The following is a 17,465-nucleotide window of genomic DNA, read 5'->3' as shown; positions in this document are numbered from 1 at the left end:
GTATAAACAAGGGTAACAATTCGTTTCTTATACGTTTATTTGTGAAGAGAAAAAAGAAAGTGACATTGTTGTAATTAGCTAATTAACGATATATGGTACGGAGTATTGGTAACGTAGAGTTGTAGTTATAATATAAACACGGAAGTGACGCTTTTATGGAAAAAATGGACAAAGTTGATAAGAAGTTTTCTATTCGCTTTACGGTCGGGGGAATGTTTATTCTCGCTACTATTATTACCGCTATGCTGGCGATATCGCTTCAATACTATTTTAATAAAAAGTTGGCAACAGAAAATACTCTCACCAAATACTCTATTATTGCGAATAATATTAGTGATTACGTAAAATCGTCGGATGGTGAGAGTAGTTACACAACTGGTTTACTTGCTGCAATTTTGAAAGCGACAGACGCAAGACTTGATCGTAATACGATGCGCAATATTTTTGCGGATGTACTGGAGAATAACCCCCAAATCTATAGCGTATATATTGGCGGGGAAGACGATGATTTTTATCAATTGATCAACTTAGAGTCGTCACCAATTGTACGTGAAAAGATTAATGCCTCTCCTCAAGATCGTTGGGTTGCTATTCGAATTTTTGATCAAGGTTCGAAGCGCCTGAAGCAGACTCAATATTTAGACGAAAATTTCAATGAGCGTTTCATACGCTCTGAAGACAGTAATTATTTCCCTACGCAACGCCCTTGGTTTGAAAGTGCGTCTACAGAAGTCAGTAAAACCCAACCCTACTTATTTCAACACCTTAAGATCACAGGGCAAACATTCTCTATAGACTTGCCAAAGCATAAACAAGTGCTAGGTGTCGATGTATTGCTATCTTCGTTATCGAATAAGATGAAATCAATCTTAGCGAGTTCAGGAGCATCAACCGGTGTCGAAGCCTTTGTATTTCGTCGTAATGGTGAGGTTATAGCCACGAATCTAGCGCCAAATCATACGAGTGAAATGCCCGAAGGTAGCCCTTTAGAACTGACTGAATCGCAACAAGCTATAGTAGATTCAACCCGCTCACTAAAAGTCTCAAACCAAACTGCATGGGGACCAATGGACTACGCTATTTCGGGAGAACCGAGAGGGTACGCTGTTGATCTTTTGAAAGAGCTTTCAAATACATCGGGTTTCAAGTTTGAGTTTATTAATGGTTTTACATGGAACGAACTGCTTCAACAATACAGCGAAGGATCTTTAGACTTATTACATTCTTTGCAAAACAATAATCAAGGTTATGCAAAAGGCAACTTTAGTGATCCTATTTACCAATTACCTTTTGCGTTTGCCACACATAAATCATTTGGAAAACTAAAATCACTTAAACAGTTACAAGGCAAAAAAGTAGGGATGTTTGCTGGCTGGTCAATTATTCCAAAATTCAGAAGCTTGTACCCAAATATTGAATTGATAGAATTTGATACGATTAACGAAATTATAGCGGCACTTAAATCTGGCGAGATCCATGCATTTTTAGATACTTCAGCTATTTTGAAATCAGCGGTAAATCAATACTTTCTCACAGATATGGTTGTACAAGAAAATATTGCTGAACTGCAGCAGAATTTCCCCACTGACTATCATATTCTGATGCAACCCCAAGATAAGGAGGTTGTTGAAATTCTAAATTTAGCCATTGCCAATATTACGCCTGAACAGAAGAAATATCTGTCTGACAAGTGGCTTAACTTTAAGCGTAAAGAATCAAAGGAAGACATGAGACGTGTTCCTTACGTTGAACTATACGAATTATCACATCTAGATTCCGCTCATGGACGACTTGTTAAACGTACTGTGTCGGGACTGAATAAGTACATTTACCTGACACCGACTAGAAATCACGTCGATGGCGAATATTTTGCTGTAATGATCCCTGAGTCGGTCATATTTGCACAGGTTTTGGATAAGGTTCAGAAGTCTGTAGCAATCACTGGTGTCTTCTTATTAGGCCTGTTACCGCTAGCGTGGCGATTTGGTTCGCCAATCGTGAACCCTATTACCGGGCTTATCAAACAAACTCAACTTATTAAAGATCGCCAATACGACGATGTTGTTCAGTCAGATACCCGTATTTCAGAAATCTGGGAGCTTTCATCGGCTATTGTGGATATGGCGAAAGAAATAAAACGTCATGAAGAAGCACAAGAAGAGTTTGTCGAAGCGTTTATTAAGCTTATTGCTCAAGCCATCGATGATAAGTCAGCGTATACAGCAGGGCATTGTAATCGTGTACCAGAATTAGGAATGATGTTAGCGGAAGCGGCTGAACAGTCTGATAAGGGTAACTTCAAAGAGTTCAAGTTTGAAAGTGATGACGAGCGACGTGAGTTCCGTATTGCTGCGTGGCTACATGATTGTGGGAAAATCACGACTCCAGAACACATTGTCGACAAAGGCAGTAAGCTAGAGGCTAACTACAATCGTATTCATGAAATTCGTACGCGTTTTGAAGTACTTTGGCGCGATGCGGAAATTAATGCATTGACTAAGAAGCTAGCGGGTACTGAATCGGTTGAAGATATAGAAGCTGAACTTGCAACATTACGTGCGAAACTAAAAGATGATTTCGAGTTCATCGCAACTGCTAACGTAGGCGGTGAATTTATGAGTAATGATAAAGTTGATCGCATAAAAAGCATTGCTCAAACTCAATGGACACGTAACTTTGATGATGAATTAGGTTTGTCTCCTATCGAAGAGCTTAATAAAGTAACTCATTCACCACTGCCAGCAACAGAAAGCTTATTGTCTGATAAACCTGAGCATATTGTTCCACGAGATCGTCTAATTGAGTTTGACCCTCGACATGGTATCAATATGGATGTACCGGAGCATTTGTATAATTTAGGCGAAGTTTACAACCTGAGTATTGCTCGTGGAACACTGACGGCAGAAGATCGATTTAAGATTAACGAGCACATGTTGAGTACCATAAAAATGTTGGAGAACCTTCCGTTCCCGAAAGAGTTGAGTCGTGTTCCTCGATATGCTTCAACGCACCACGAAACACTTAAGGGTACAGGCTACCCACGTAAGCTTACAGCTGAAGACTTGTCTATTCCTGAGCGAATTCTAGTGATATCAGACATATTTGAAGCACTAACCGCCGCAGATCGCCCTTATAAAAAAGCGAAGCCAATAAGCGTTGCTGTTGATATCATGTATAAAATGGCATTGGACGAACATTTAGATATGGAATTATTCATTCTGTTTCTAACCAGTGGTACGCATGTTCGATACGCAGAAGAATTCTTGAAACCAGAGCAAATAGATCACGTTGATATCAACAAATATATCAAAATCGCAGCCTAAGAATTAGACACTTCTGCTTTCTAGCTGTTAGTGAAAAGCGCACCGAGGTGCGCTTTTTTTCGACTAGTAGAAAAAAGCTCGCGCTATTTATTAGACTGTTTCACTAACAAAATACTGCTGTTGTTCTTCGCATATTCGATGGCATTGAGCTCATTAGGTAACTCAGTAATAGATTCGATATCCGGCATAACAACAAAGAAGATCAATGGTTTGTTGTAAATAGGTTGCCATACTCGTTCAGAGTTAATGGTGGAAGCCTTCATATTGATGGTTAGCACAAGGCTGTTGTCTGCAATACTGCTTCTAGGAAACACTCCTAGTGTGTGAATTGGAGCAAATAGCTGTTCAGAACTCAACTCTTTACCACTTTTCATAAATAACTCGACTTGCACACCATCGGTTAAGTTTTTGTTGTTAACGATTAGGCGTTGTTGATAAAGCTCGCCTTTATTAAAAGGCAGGTAGTCGAGGTTATTTCGCTGAACACTAATGGAGTTAGGACAAAATTGCACTGTGTTATCAGGTTGGGCACTGCTGTATAGGTGGCAGGTAAATTCACTGATGATTTGCTCTAATGAATCATGAAACACCGGAGTTGATAACAAGCTTATGCTGGCATGAGATTGAGCTGAAATTTCTGGGAATAAGACTGACATATGGCGGTCAACATCAGCTCTTTCTACTATAGATAACAGCTGGCTCTGATTGATAGCACTTTTAATGATGTTATTGGTTGCTCCAACTTTTAGTGCGTCTTGAGAATACACACTTTCACTGAGAGGGAAGTACTCATTAAGGTAAGCGTTGTCTGCATCATCGCTAGTAGAGCACCCAAGGAGCGCAGAAAGAATGGATGTCGATAGTATAAAAGATGGAGCTTTTGATAATTTGAACATGTACTTAGTGCTTTCAAAATAGTGCTTACAAAACCATATGTAGAAATATTAACGGAAGTTGAGCGTTTATATTTTAATGCTATGCATAAATGTGACTAAGGCATTGWTATGTTTCAAGCTACTAGATATGGATCATTATTTTAAGCGCAATTTTGTTCAATAACTTCTATAACCCGCTTGGTAGGCTAAGGAAAAATATAAGGAGTTTCTATGGAACCGTTAATTCTTGCTATGTCTATTTTCGCTATGGTGGGAGCCATTTCTCCAGGGCCAGTTAACCTTGTCGCCACGAGTACAGCAGCTAATTATGGCTTTATGCGAGCGTCATTGTTTGTCTTGGGGGCTAGCGTTGCGTATAGCATTGTCGTTTTTATCTCAGGAAACTTACTCAATGTACTCGCGAGCTGGATTCCTAATATAGAGTTGGCGATGCAGGCTGCAGGTAGTCTATTTTTACTTTATCTTGCAAAAAAAATCGCACTTTCTCCTTATCAAAAAATGGGAGGAGTCGAACAAGAAAAAGCTCCTAGTTTGATTCACGGCGCAATAATGCAATGTATTAACCCAAAAGCATGGTTGGTTGCCATGTCTGGTATTAGTTTATACGTGGTTGGGCAGAGCGAATTAAAGTCTCAACTTGTGTTGTTCACAAGTATCTCTCTGGTAGCATGTTTTATTGGTGTTTCTGCATGGGCGCTGTTAGGACATATGATTAGAGGCTTCTTACAATCGGAAAGTAAACAAAAAGCCTTTAATCGAGTAACTGCAGCATTATTGGTGTTATCTGTCGCTAGTATTTGGGTCTAAGGAGTGGACTATGGCAAAAGACAAAAGTGTTGGATTTAAGCAAAGCACGTTACTGCCTCAAATCGAAATTCGTGTTGCGAATAAATCTAACGCTTGTTACGACGCTCACTCTCATGATGAGTTTTCTTTTGGGATTATTGAAAGCGGATGTGCTGCTTATACGAACCTAGGATCTAATCATGCTATTGGCAAAGGGGATATTGTCACGATAAACCCGGCAGATGTGCATTCGTGTAATCCTGAAAGCGGAGAGTGGTCTTACAAAATGTTGTTTGTCGACAGCCTTTGGCTTGGGGACATCCAGCAACAGGTTTTAGGCCGAAAGGACTCAGACTATTACGCTTTCCAATATGACTTTGAAAGACACCCTAAAATAAGACGCTACTTTCAAGAGTTATATCAAAGCTTAATGAATGGCAGTACATCTCTCGCAGCGGAATACCACCTATACAGATTTATTGAACATAGCTTTCAACGTGATGTTATGTCGTCAAGCAAAGTGAGTCGGAATTTACCTAATCTAATCAAGATAAGAGAAAAGCTACTCGATAATGTCGCCAATAACCTAACTATGACGGAGTTATCTGATGAGATTGGCGTAAGTCAGTATCACCTTATCAGAAGCTTCAAACAATATTACGGCCTCTCCCCACACGCATACCTGCTCGATGAAAGAATTAAGCGAGCTAAGCAAATGCTCAAAAAAGGCTCAACAATTGTCGACACTTCTCAATCTCTGGGTTTTTCTGATCAAGCGCACTTTCAACGTAACTTTAAAAAGCGAATGGCAGTAACACCAAGGGTTTACCAGTCATTCTTCTCCTAATTATCATCACTTCTATATTTATCCCCACCTAATACATTAGTCTAAATTGTCGACAATTTACTTGATTGTCGACACTGTACTCGTCTATTTTATATTCAGAAGAACAAAATGTAGACAATGTGAGAGTTTATCGCTTTCCATTGAACTCACTCTAAATGAGTAAGTAATACTTTAAATGGAACGAATATGAATAGTGCTTTTTCGATAGGTGACGAGATCACCGGAAAAACAAACGATAAAGAAAATACGAAGGCTGAAAACCTGACCGAGTATTTAATCGAAGCTATTGTCGAAGGACAAATTGAACCCGGAAGTAAAATTTCAGAGCCTGAATTAGCTAAGCGTTTTGAAGTGAGTCGCGGACCTTTGAGAGAAGCCATAATGCGTGTTGAAGGATTAGGGCTTATTGAACGTATTCCTCACGTTGGGGCTCGTGTTATTACGTTCTCACCAGAGAAACTCGTTGAGTTGTATGCAGTGCGAGAAGCTTTAGAAGGTATGGCGGCAAGACTTGCAGCTAAGCATATTTCACAAGAAGAGCTAATAGCGTTAGWGGGTTTATTGCTTACTCACTCTGAGCATATTGATGAAGTTGAAGGGTCCTCTTACTTTCATCAGCACGGCGATTTTGATTTCCATTACCGAATCATAAAAGCAAGCCGAAACAGTCAACTAATCTCCCTATTATGTAATGAACTATATCATTTGCTAAGAATGTACCGCTATCAATCACCTCGTTCACAATCTCGGCCAACAGAAGCCTTAGCAGAGCATAAACATATTCTCCAGGCGATAAAAAACCGTGATGAAGAGCTTGCCGAAATGTTGATGCGTCGGCACATATCAGGAAGTCGTATTTTGATTGAGCAACAAATTCGTGAGTAGTGCGCAGCGAGTACAATTCATAAAAACGTTATCACTTTTCAGCTATATAGAAATTTGAGTATTTGATTTAAACAAGGAGAGTCAGCTATGAGTTTAAGCCCTGGGGCCAAATTTAGACGTGCTGTTGCGGATAGCAACCCACTGCAGATCGTTGGAACGATTAACCCATATTGCGCGATGATGGCCAAGAATTTAGGGCATCAAGCGATCTATTTATCTGGTGGGGGGATTGCTAATGCGTCGTATGGATTACCCGACTTAGGCATTACAACTTTAAATGATGTGCTGGTGGACGTAGAGCGCATCACTAATGCATGTGATTTACCTTTACTGGTGGACATTGATACAGGTTTTGGAGGTGCGTTCAATATTGCAAGAACAATCAAAGCAATGGAGAAGGCCGGAGCCGCTGCGGTTCATATGGAAGATCAAGTTGCACAAAAACGATGTGGACACAGACCAAACAAAGCAATTGTTACCCAACAAGAAATGGTTGATCGCGTAAAGGCAGCAGCGGACGCTCGTACTAATACTGATTTTGTTTTGATGGCACGTACAGACGCGCTCGCAGTAGAAGGAATAGATAGTGCGATAGATCGGGCGATAGCTTGTGTTGAAGCGGGAGCCGATATGATTTTCCCGGAGGCGATGAACACGTTAGATCAGTATGTTCAGTTCTCTACGTCACTGGAGTCGGCGACTGGTAGACATATTCCCATTTTGGCGAACATTACTGAATTTGGACAAACACCACTGTTTAATACAGAAGAGCTAGCGCAATCGCGTGTTGATATGGTGCTTTACCCATTAAGTGCATTCAGAGCGATGAATAAAGCGGCGGAATTGGTTTATACACACTTATTAGAGCATGGGAATCAGACTGCTTTGCTTGATGGTATGCAAACGCGGAAAGAGCTTTATCAGCACCTTAGCTATCATGATTATGAAGACAAACTTGATCGTCTATTTAATGAAAGTTGATCAGACATTAAATCAAATAAAGAAAAGAACAACGAGACAATTAACCTAATCCAATAACGTGAAAATACTCAACATAACGATAAAAGCAATATCTATGAATCGTAAATGAAAGTAGGTGGCTTTGCTCCGAAGAGGGCTCGTATGCTGAGAAAGAAAAGGAGTTCACAATGCCTAACTCTTCTAAAGAGAATCAAGTTTTAGGTGGCGCTGGCCTACGTGGTCAAAGCGCTGGAGTAACATCATTATGCACTGTCGGTAAATCGGGGACTGGCTTAACGTATCGCGGATACGATATTTCCGATCTCGCAAATAATGCCCAGTTTGAAGAGGTCGCTCATTTGCTATTGAGAGGGCACTTACCTAATCAGAATGAGCTAGACCAATATAAGACTCATTTAACGACATTGAGAGGCTTGCCTGAAGCTCTGAAGCAATCTTTAGAGTTGCTTCCTGCGAGCGCGCACCCAATGGATGTGATGAGAACGGGTTGCTCAGTTTTGGGTAACTTGGACCAAGAAAAAGACTTCTCAGAACAGTTGGCCGCGACTGAACGTATGTTGGCTCTGTTTCCTGCAATAATTTGCTACTGGTATCGTTTTAGTCACGATGGAATACGAATTGAAACAGAAGACCATAGTGAAGATTGTGTTGGTGGCTACTTTTTGAAAATGTTAACAGGTAAAACACCAACTGAATTGCATAAAAAAGTTATGCATTGCTCTCTAATTTTATACGCAGAGCATGAGTTTAATGCCTCTACGTTTGCTGCTCGTGTTTGTGCATCAACATTATCAGATATTCATTCTTGTGTAACAGCTGCTATCGGTACTTTACGTGGGCCTTTGCACGGTGGTGCGAATGAAGCCGCTATGGACATGATCCAAAACTGGTCAACGCCTGATGAAGCGGAAGCTAATATTTTGAAAATGCTCGACAACAAAGACAAGATTATGGGCTTTGGGCACGCAATATATAGAGAAAGCGACCCTAGAAATGCGCTAATAAAACGTTGGTCGAAAACTCTTTCTGAAAGCGTAGGAGATAACCACTTATACGATGTTTCTGAGCGCGTTGAGTCAGTAATGAAACGTGAAAAAGGACTGTTTTGTAATGCTGATTTTTTCCATGCTTCTGCTTACCATTTCATGGATATTCCTACAAAGCTATTCACGCCAATTTTTGTAATGAGTCGTTTAACGGGTTGGACAGCGCATGTTTTTGAGCAAAGAGCACATAACCGAATCATTCGTCCAAGTGCTGATTATGCAGGGCCTGAACATCAAGATTGGTTACCTATAGAGCAGCGTGGTTAGGGGGGGATACTATGATGGATCATTCAAACCCCGAAGTGGACTCTTTGAACTATCAATACCGAAAGGTATTGAAAGGCACATCCTATGAGTTCTTTGATGCTCGTTCAGCGGTCAATGACATAAAGGAAGGAGCCTATGAAACGCTGCCTTATACCTCGCGAGTCCTAGCAGAGAATTTAGTTAGACGTTGTGACGCTAGCACCCTTGTAGATTCTCTAAAGCAAATTATTGAACGTAAAAGTGACTTAGATTTCCCTTGGTATCCAGCTCGCGTGGTTTGCCATGACATTCTTGGCCAAACGGCATTAGTTGATCTTGCTGGTTTACGTGACGCGATTGCGGAGCAAGGAGGCGATCCTGCGAAGGTAAACCCTGTGGTAGAGACCCAACTTATCGTCGATCACTCACTTGCGGTTGAACATGCAGGCTTTGAAGAGGGGGCTTTTGATAAAAATCGCGCAATTGAGGACCGTCGGAATGAAGATAGATTTCATTTCATTGAGTGGTGTAAAACGGCATTTGAAAATGTCAGCGTAATTCCCGCTGGTAATGGGATTATGCATCAAATCAATCTTGAAAAAATGTCTCCTGTTGTTCAAGTCCAAAATGGCGTGGCTTTCCCAGATACCTGTGTTGGTACAGATAGCCATACTCCTCATGTAGATGCATTAGGGGTTATCGCAATTGGAGTCGGTGGCTTAGAAGCAGAAACGGTTATGCTTGGCCGTCCTTCAATGATGCGCTTACCTGATATTGTTGGCGTTAAGTTGGTGGGTAAACGACAACCAGGAATTACCGCGACCGATATAGTACTGGCCATAACAGAGTTCTTACGTAACGCGAAGGTCGTATCTTGTTACCTAGAGTTCTTTGGAGAAGGAACTTTAAATCTAACCATTGGTGACCGTGCGACGATTTCCAACATGACACCAGAGTATGGCGCCACTGCCGGAATGTTCTACATCGACCAGCAAACCATTAACTATTTAAAGTTAACGGGGCGAGAGCAAGAACAGGTCGACTTAGTAGAAAAGTATGCGAAAGAAACTGGGCTTTGGGCGGATGACCTAGCATCGGTAGAGTATGAACGCGTACTTGAGTTTGATCTCTCTACTGTTACCCGTACATTAGCAGGGCCCTCTAACCCTCACCGCAGACTCCCGACGAGTGAATTGGTCAGCCAAGGTATTGCAACGCAAGAAGCAGAAAAATTGGCTAGTGATGCTGATGGACAACTTCCTGACGGCGCAGTGATTATTGCTGCTATCACGTCTTGTACTAATACAAGTAACCCAAGAAATGTTGTTGCTGCAGCCCTCGTGGCTAAAAAGGCCAATCAATTAGGTCTTGCTAGAAAGCCATGGGTTAAAACATCGTTCGCCCCAGGCTCTAAAGTAGCAAAGCTATATCTTGAAGATGCGGGACTGTTGTCTGAAATGGAACAGCTTGGCTTCGGTATTGTGGCATATGCTTGTACTACGTGTAATGGCATGAGCGGTGCGCTTGCTCCCGAAATTCAGCAAGAAATTATCGATCGTAATGTTTACTCGACCGCTGTTTTGTCAGGAAACCGAAACTTTGATGGGAGAATTCACCCTTATGCAAAGCAGGCATTCTTAGCCTCTCCACSTCTAGTTGTGGCTTACGCTCTAGCTGGAACGATTCGTTTTGACATCGAGCGTGACTCGCTAGGAAACGATCTACAAGGTAACCCTGTCTATTTGAATGACCTATGGCCGAGTGATGAAGAAATTGACTCGGTGGTTAACCGACACGTTAAACCTGAGCAGTTTAACCAGGTTTATATCCAGATGTTCAAGCCACAAGACCAGGCGACGTCATTGAGTCCACTCTATGAGTGGCGTGAAATGAGCACCTATATTCGTCGACCACCTTATTGGGACAACGCACTTACTGGAAGCTCTCCAACTGATCTTCAGAGTACAAATACCAACACGCTAACTGGGCTAAGACCACTTGCCATATTGGGAGACAATATAACCACTGACCACTTATCTCCGTCTAATGCAATTTTAGCAAGCAGTGCCGCTGGGGAGTACCTAGCTAAGATGGGAGTTCCAGAGCCAGACTTTAATTCATATGCAACTCACCGTGGTGATCACTTAACAGCGCAACGCGCAACATTTGCTAACCCTAAGTTGTTCAATGAGATGGTGAAAGAAGACGGGCAGGTGGTTCAAGGTTCATACGCCCGCATTGAGCCGGAGGGTAAAACCTTACGAATGTGGGAAGCAATCGAAACTTACATGACGCGTAAGCAGCGATTAATTGTTATTGCCGGTAAAGATTATGGTCAAGGTTCATCTCGGGATTGGGCGGCAAAAGGAGTTCGCCTTGCCGGAGTTGAAGTGATTGTGGCTGAAGGTTTTGAACGTATCCATCGTACTAATCTAGTCGGCATGGGCGTGATGCCGCTTGAGTTTAAAAATGGGGTCTCACGGCACTCATTGGAGTTAGATGGTACAGAGCAATATGACATTATTGGTGAAGTCGAATCGGGCGCAGAGCTACTGTTAAAGGTGACACGAAAGCAAGGAGAAGTGCTAGAGGTTCCAGTAACTTGTCGCTTAGATACCGCCGATGAAGTGCTAGTCTATAATGCTGGTGGCGTCCTTCAACGTTTTGCTCAAGATTTCTTGGCTCAATAAGAGGGATGAAAATGACTCAGAATAGTTCAAATGAGAATGAGGTTCACAGTCAAACACCTGCTTTAGATGGAGCAGTTGGATCACCGAATACCCCTTTACCACAACTCAGAGTACCTGCAACGTATATGAGAGGGGGCACGAGCAAAGGCGTATTTTTCAATTTAAGTGATTTACCCTTAAGTGCTCAAGTCGCCGGTAAAAGTCGAGATGATCTATTACTGCGCGTTATTGGTAGTCCTGATCCCTACGGGAAGCAGACAGATGGCATGGGTGGGGCGACAAGCAGTACAAGCAAAGCTGTGGTTGTCTCTAAGAGCCTTTCAAGTGACCATGATGTCGATTATCTGTTTGGTCAGATAGCGATAGATAAACCTTTTGTCGATTGGAGTGGAAACTGCGGAAACCTGTCTGCTGCGGTTGGGCCGTTTGCTATTCATAGCGGTCTAGTCGATCAAGAGCGAATTCCGGAGAACGGTGTTGTTGATGTTCGTGTCTGGCAAGCGAATATAAAGAAAACTATTGTTGTTCACGTGCCTATTCTCAATGGTCAGGTTCAGGAAGTCGGTAGCTTTGAACTTGATGGCGTGACGTTCCCTTCGGCGGAAATTCAAGTGGATTTTGTTAAGCCTACAGAGGGAAGTAATTCAATGTTCCCTACCGGTAATATTGTCGATCGATTAGATATTCCGTCTATCGGTGAGCTAGATGCCACGCTAATTAATTCGGGTATACCGACGATTTTCATTGATGCTGGCGCTGTCGGTTATCAGGGGGTTGAATTACAAGGTGACATTAATGGCGATCCACAAGCGCTGGAAATGTTTGAAAAAATCCGGGCTTATGGTGCATTGAAAATGGGCTTAATAAATTCCTTAGAGGAAGCTAAAGCGAGGTTACACACCCCCAAAGTAGCGTTTGTGTCACCACCTAAGGACTATTTGTCATCTAGTGGAAAATCCGTAAAGGCATGCGATATTGATCTTTTAGTTCGAGCGCTTTCTATGGGGAAACTACATCATGCGATGATGGGAACGGCAGCTGTCGCTATTGCTTCGGCGGCAAGTATACCAGGAACTTTAGTGAACAAAGCGGCTGGAGGCGGGCATAAGCGTTCCGTTAATTTTGGTCACCCCTCTGGGACGTTAAAAGTTGGCGCTAAGAGTGAGCAAAGTGAAGCTGGTTGGGAAGTAGAGAAAGTGACAATGAGCCGTAGCGCTCGTGTGTTAATGGAAGGTTGGGTTCGAGTCCCGTTTTAACTTTTCAAAAGTGCTGACAGTATGTTAGGCAGTCTAACGTCATTTAAGGCGACTCTATAAGTTCGACGAATTTGTAGAACAACACATCATAAAACCGAATGAGGGCAGTTGAATAACTGCCTCGGTTTTTTGCACCTTAAATTCGTCTTTTCTGCCTTTCGAAACCTGGAAGCTAATCAAAAATAGCCCCGCACTGGGTTAATAAGCATGGAGAGACGAATGTCTGCTTATATTGAAGAGTACCAATGGGCTCAAACACAGCCTGAATCATTTTGGAAAGCGCAAGCAAATAGCATTGATTGGTTTGAGAAGCCCAATATAACCTTAGCGTTGGACGGGAATGGAATTGAAAGATGGTTTCCTGATGGTGTAATGAATACATCGTGGCTTGCACTAGATTATCACTGTGAAAATGGTAGAACGAATCAAATTGCATTGATTTATGATTCGCCCGTAACTGAGTCTAAGCAGCTGTTCACATATGGAGAACTACGAGAGGAAGTCGCTAAAACTGCTGGAATGCTAGCTCGGCAAGGGGTGACGAAAGGTGATCGAGTCATAGTGTATATGCCTATGATCCCGCAAGCAGCGATCGCAATGCTGGCGTGTTCTCGAATTGGTGCCATTCACTCTGTTGTATTCGGTGGTTTTGCACCGAACGAACTTGCTGTGAGAATTGAGGATGCAGAACCAAAAGTAATAATGACGGCGTCATGTGGCGTTGAAGTTAATAAAGTGATCCCATATAAGCCTTTAGTTGATAAAGCTGTGATGGATAGTCGCTGGAAGCCAGAAAAAGTCATCATATTTCAAAGAGACATGATTGAGGCTGATCTATCTAACGAACGAGACGTCAATTGGCAAGATGAGTTAGAACAATCACTCCCTCATGTATGTGTCCCTGTTCGTGCAACAGATCCACTTTATATCTTGTATACCTCTGGTACGACTGGAAAGCCCAAAGGGGTAGTGCGCGACAATGGCGGACACGCTGTCGCGATGAAGTACTYGATGAGCACAATTTATAACATGCCTCAAAACGGTGTGTTTTGGGCGGCTTCTGATGTCGGTTGGGTCGTTGGTCATTCCTATATTGTATATGCGCCATTGATTCATGGATGCACAACGGTTTTGTTTGAAGGGAAACCAGTACGAACACCTGATCCCGCCGCGTTTTGGCGAGTGTGCGAGGAGTATAAAGTTGACGTGCTTTTTTCGGCACCGACAGCCTTTAGAGCAATAAAAAAAGAAGACCCAGAAGGCGGGTTAATTGAGCATTACGATTTGTCTAACTTGCAGTCTATCTTTATGGCCGGTGAGCGACTTGATCCACCGACATTAGATTGGGTGGTTTCCCAAACTAAGAAGCCGGTTATTGACCACTGGTGGCAAACAGAAACGGGTTGGGCAATCGCGGGTAATCCAATTGGCTTAGAGAAAATGACCGTAAAATCCGGTTCAGCAACCAAGCCTATACCGGGGTATCAAGTTGAAATCCTAAATGAACTCGGAGAGAAACTAGAACAAAACCAGCAAGGGTTCGTAGCCTTAAAGCGGCCATTGCCTCCAGGCTGCTTGCCAACCGTTTGGCGTAATCATGATCGATTCGAATCGGGATATCTTAGTCAGTTTGAAGGGTATTATGTTTCTGGCGATGGTGGATACATTGATGGGGATGGATATCTCTTCATTATGGGAAGAATTGATGATGTGATTAATGTCGCTGGTCATCGCTTGTCTACTGGTGAAATGGAGGAAATTGTCGGAGCGCATCCTGCTGTTGCTGAATGTGCGGTTGTCGGAGTACATGACGAACTGAAAGGACAATTGCCACTTGGTCTCGTTGTACTGAAAGACGGTGTAAAAGTAGATGCTATTGCATTAGAAGGAGAACTAGTGGGGAAAGTTCGCAGTGAAATTGGTGCAGTCGCTTGCTTTAAACAAGCACTCGTCGTCGAAAGGCTACCTAAAACACGTTCTGGTAAAATATTGCGTAGGACAATTAGGCAGATAGCTGATGGAGAAAAATATGTTGTACCATCAACAATAGATGATCCCTCAAGTCTTACTGAGATAGAAGCAACGCTCCAGAAGTAGCAATGGTGTTGCYCAATAAAGATTAGTTATTGGTTATGTTATTCAGTGTTAATACATAGCTAATGGCGATGTTTTATCTAAATCCCCGTTTATTTTTCTTCGCTATCAAACCGCTTAGTATTCATACATACCTTATGAATACTAAGTGGTTACTATGAATTTAACTAAACCTGTACTTTTACTTGCATTAACTATGTCCCTAATTGGATGTGCATCTCCAGCTACGGATAACGAAAATGAAAACGCAGCTAGAAATAGAGGCGCGATAGGTGGTGCTCTACTCGGTGCAACTGCCGGTGCGCTAACCGGAGATGCTAGTTTAGCCGTAAAAGGGGCTGCTCTAGGTGGTGTGACTGGAGGCGTTGCAGGATCAATGAAAGATACTGATGATGCGAGAAATGCACAAAGGAATCAGGTTACTGCTGATGGGTTGGCACAAGATAATCGTACTGATGCTGAAAAAAGAGTAGCAGAGGTAGAAGCTGAAATTAAGTTAGTAGAGCTCGAACGCCAACTGGCTGAGTTAAAAAGTGAACAAAGTGATGATTCATAACGCTTCGAATTAACCGTTTATTATCTTTGCCATGCGATAAACGCTAGTGCTTCCTAATGGCCACATTAAAGTGGCCTTTTTAATTAATTTAAATACCGACTCTTCTAACTTAATTACCCTTTTCCAATTTCTTTCTTATCGGAATAAAAGAAAAATCAAATGCTTGTATAGCAGCACGACGTAAGTAAACTACACTTTAACTTAGGCAAAGATTGAACCAAGAAGTACGATAATAATGGATCTCATCTTAAGAGCTGCGCAACATAATGACCTTGAGCAGTTAAATGAACTGATGTACGACTTACATCACCACCACCACCTAGAAAACCCAGAGCACTTTAAAACGGCTGAAGAGATTGAACAGGAAAAAAGTATAGGGCGATACTTAGATGACCCTGAATGTCTTGTTTATGTTGCCCTAAAAGGACAATTAATCGTTGGTTTTATTACAGGTCATTTTTGTGAATTAATTTCTACGGTGAGTAAGCCCGTTCAGATGGGTAGCGTTGATGAACTATTTGTCCTCCCTGATTACCGCAAGAGCTCGATAGCAGAACACCTGTTTGAGCGAATAGAGAAAACGTTTGATGATTATGGTATCAAGCAAGTTTTCGTAGAGGTTTGGGATTTTAATTCTCCAGCCAAACACTTTTATGAAAAAATGGGGTTTACACCGCATATTCAATGGATGAGAAAGGCGTTGAATGAATCCTAGACAGCACAATGCTTAGGATTTCATTACACTGAGACCGTTTTGTTTTTACTTTGAACTCTAGCCTTCAGTAAGTGAGTTATCTATCCCATATCTATTTATTTTAATCCTGACGCTGTTTAGCTCTTTTTCGTCATTTGCTCAAACCCATATGCCCGATAACATTGTGGGGGCACTTTGTCTTGTGCGCGCAGATAATCACATTGTTATGGTTGACGAAATCATAACCGGGAGACTTTCTCTTCCTGGAGGTGCGGTTACTTCAGGTGAGCCCGCTTATATTGCGGCTCAGAGAGAAACGTGGGAAGAGGCTGGGTTAGTCGTCACTGTTGGTGATGTTCTGGGTTATACCGACAGCGCGGTTATTTTTGACTGTATCTCAGATTCAGAGGTGATTAGCTATCAGGCTAAAAATGAACTCGATGGGTTTGAATTACCACTTTGGTTTGCTCCTCATTACGGTGTAGAAGTTAGTAGAGCGATGCTGCTAGTGCCGTCGGAGCTCGACGTTGCATTGTATCGTTATCCGGATCAGTGGCCGCTGATCTCAGACCTGTTTAAAAACGCTACAAACCAATCTGTAACTTATGTTCAGGAGCTTGTGGGGGCAGCGCCTAAACTTCATCAAGCAGAGTTGAGTGGTATCTTGAGTTTACAAACTTTTATCGATCAACTGCCTCAAACAGTTTCTAACCTGATARTCGTGACGGATAATTTAGCGCAACCATGGATACTGATTGTCATATTCCCTTTAGTGGCATGGTATTTTGGACGTAACTTTGCATTGAAATTTGGCTTCACGTTAATCTCAGTCACACTGCTTGCTTTAATCGCCCACCAAGGCTTCGGATTACCAAGACCACATGCCTATTTACCTACCATGAAATTGGTTGCGAGCAGTGGCTACAGTTTTCCAAGCTTATTAGCGGCATTATGGGTTAGTCTAAATTTGTTGGTGCTATGGAAGTTGAACAAGCTCACCGATCAAAAGTCGCTGATTGTCGTACTTTTAGGGCTAGCTTGGATTTTGTTGTTTAAGACTTACACGGCAAGCGCCTTTTTCAGTGATGTTGCTGTGGGGGCACTTCTTGGTGCGCTCACGACTTGGCACATTATTCGATTAGACTCTAACCCTCAGGTTGATATC

13 protein-coding genes are annotated in these 17,465 nt (G+C 42.3%); 12 read left to right on the top strand and 1 reads right to left on the bottom strand.

The features are described 5' to 3' along the window. Positions 1-155 precede the first annotated feature (155 nt). Positions 156-3,323 carry an HD domain-containing phosphohydrolase gene (locus L4C33_RS11535; protein WP_428812579.1) on the top strand — a complete coding sequence of 1,056 codons (3,168 nt, stop codon included), beginning with the start codon at positions 156-158 and terminating at the stop codon, positions 3,321-3,323. Positions 3,324-3,406: 83 nt separating this feature from the next. Here L4C33_RS11535 and L4C33_RS11530 read toward each other — a convergent pair whose 3' ends face one another. Beyond that, the gene (locus L4C33_RS11530) at positions 3,407-4,219 is read right to left on the bottom strand and encodes a hypothetical protein (protein ID WP_428812578.1); all 813 of its coding nucleotides are present in this window, start codon (positions 4,217-4,219) and stop codon (positions 3,407-3,409) included. Positions 4,220-4,429: 210 nt separating this feature from the next. Between L4C33_RS11530 and L4C33_RS11525 the strand changes: the two genes are divergently transcribed. The 11 genes from L4C33_RS11525 to L4C33_RS11475 form a co-directional block, all read left to right on the top strand. Then, entirely contained in the window at positions 4,430-5,026 is a 597-nt protein-coding gene (locus tag L4C33_RS11525; RefSeq protein ID WP_428812577.1) for a LysE family translocator, read from the top strand. Positions 5,027-5,036: 10 nt separating this feature from the next. Next, complete coding sequence (locus L4C33_RS11520; RefSeq protein ID WP_428812576.1) at positions 5,037-5,852, top strand: helix-turn-helix transcriptional regulator; 816 nt, start codon at positions 5,037-5,039, stop codon at positions 5,850-5,852. A 186-nt stretch (positions 5,853-6,038) separates the two neighbouring features. Continuing rightward, positions 6,039-6,737 (top strand): GntR family transcriptional regulator, encoded by a 699-nt coding sequence (locus L4C33_RS11515; protein ID WP_428812575.1) that lies wholly within the window; start codon positions 6,039-6,041, stop codon positions 6,735-6,737. 87 nt (positions 6,738-6,824) lie between these two features. Then, positions 6,825-7,718: a methylisocitrate lyase gene (gene prpB / locus L4C33_RS11510; protein ID WP_428812574.1), complete on the top strand. Its 894-nt coding sequence runs from the start codon at positions 6,825-6,827 to the stop codon at positions 7,716-7,718. Between the two features lie 167 nt (positions 7,719-7,885). Beyond that, a complete protein-coding gene (prpC, locus tag L4C33_RS11505; protein ID WP_428812573.1) occupies positions 7,886-9,031 on the top strand; it encodes a bifunctional 2-methylcitrate synthase/citrate synthase in 1,146 nt (381 codons plus the stop codon). A 14-nt stretch (positions 9,032-9,045) separates the two neighbouring features. Next, the gene (gene acnD, locus L4C33_RS11500; RefSeq protein ID WP_428812580.1) at positions 9,046-11,700 is read left to right on the top strand and encodes a Fe/S-dependent 2-methylisocitrate dehydratase AcnD; all 2,655 of its coding nucleotides are present in this window, start codon (positions 9,046-9,048) and stop codon (positions 11,698-11,700) included. Between the two features lie 11 nt (positions 11,701-11,711). After that, complete coding sequence (prpF, locus tag L4C33_RS11495; RefSeq protein ID WP_428812572.1) at positions 11,712-12,956, top strand: 2-methylaconitate cis-trans isomerase PrpF; 1,245 nt, start codon at positions 11,712-11,714, stop codon at positions 12,954-12,956. 219 nt (positions 12,957-13,175) lie between these two features. Further along, complete coding sequence (locus tag L4C33_RS11490) at positions 13,176-15,053, top strand: propionyl-CoA synthetase (RefSeq protein ID WP_428812571.1); 1,878 nt, start codon at positions 13,176-13,178, stop codon at positions 15,051-15,053. A gap of 154 nt (positions 15,054-15,207) precedes the next feature. Continuing rightward, on the top strand, positions 15,208-15,606 hold the full coding sequence (locus tag L4C33_RS11485) for a YMGG-like glycine zipper-containing protein (RefSeq protein WP_428812570.1): 399 nt from the start codon (positions 15,208-15,210) through the stop codon (positions 15,604-15,606). Positions 15,607-15,841: 235 nt separating this feature from the next. After that, the gene (locus tag L4C33_RS11480; protein WP_428812569.1) at positions 15,842-16,321 is read left to right on the top strand and encodes a GNAT family N-acetyltransferase; all 480 of its coding nucleotides are present in this window, start codon (positions 15,842-15,844) and stop codon (positions 16,319-16,321) included. Positions 16,322-16,469: 148 nt separating this feature from the next. Further along, positions 16,470-17,465, top strand: a 996-nt coding sequence (locus L4C33_RS11475) for a bifunctional NUDIX hydrolase/phosphatase PAP2 family protein (RefSeq protein WP_428812568.1), incomplete at its 3' end; no start/stop codon positions are given.

Source organism: Vibrio makurazakiensis (assembly GCF_050337375.1).
Classification (GTDB): domain Bacteria; phylum Pseudomonadota; class Gammaproteobacteria; order Enterobacterales; family Vibrionaceae; genus Vibrio; species Vibrio makurazakiensis.
This window is presented reverse-complemented; position numbering and strand designations above follow the sequence as displayed.

What these genes read in the sequence shown, in the direction of transcription:
- L4C33_RS11535 (WP_428812579.1), top strand. Translation starts at nt 156, where the DNA reads ATGGAAAAAATGGACAAAGTTGATAAGAAGTTTTCTATTCGCTTTACG.
- L4C33_RS11530 (WP_428812578.1), bottom strand. Translation starts at nt 4,219, where the DNA reads ATGTTCAAATTATCAAAAGCTCCATCTTTTATACTATCGACATCCATT.
- L4C33_RS11525 (WP_428812577.1), top strand. Translation starts at nt 4,430, where the DNA reads ATGGAACCGTTAATTCTTGCTATGTCTATTTTCGCTATGGTGGGAGCC.
- L4C33_RS11520 (WP_428812576.1), top strand. Translation starts at nt 5,037, where the DNA reads ATGGCAAAAGACAAAAGTGTTGGATTTAAGCAAAGCACGTTACTGCCT.
- prpB (WP_428812574.1), top strand. Translation starts at nt 6,825, where the DNA reads ATGAGTTTAAGCCCTGGGGCCAAATTTAGACGTGCTGTTGCGGATAGC.
- prpC (WP_428812573.1), top strand. Translation starts at nt 7,886, where the DNA reads ATGCCTAACTCTTCTAAAGAGAATCAAGTTTTAGGTGGCGCTGGCCTA.
- prpF (WP_428812572.1), top strand. Translation starts at nt 11,712, where the DNA reads ATGACTCAGAATAGTTCAAATGAGAATGAGGTTCACAGTCAAACACCT.
- L4C33_RS11485 (WP_428812570.1), top strand. Translation starts at nt 15,208, where the DNA reads ATGAATTTAACTAAACCTGTACTTTTACTTGCATTAACTATGTCCCTA.
- L4C33_RS11480 (WP_428812569.1), top strand. Translation starts at nt 15,842, where the DNA reads ATGGATCTCATCTTAAGAGCTGCGCAACATAATGACCTTGAGCAGTTA.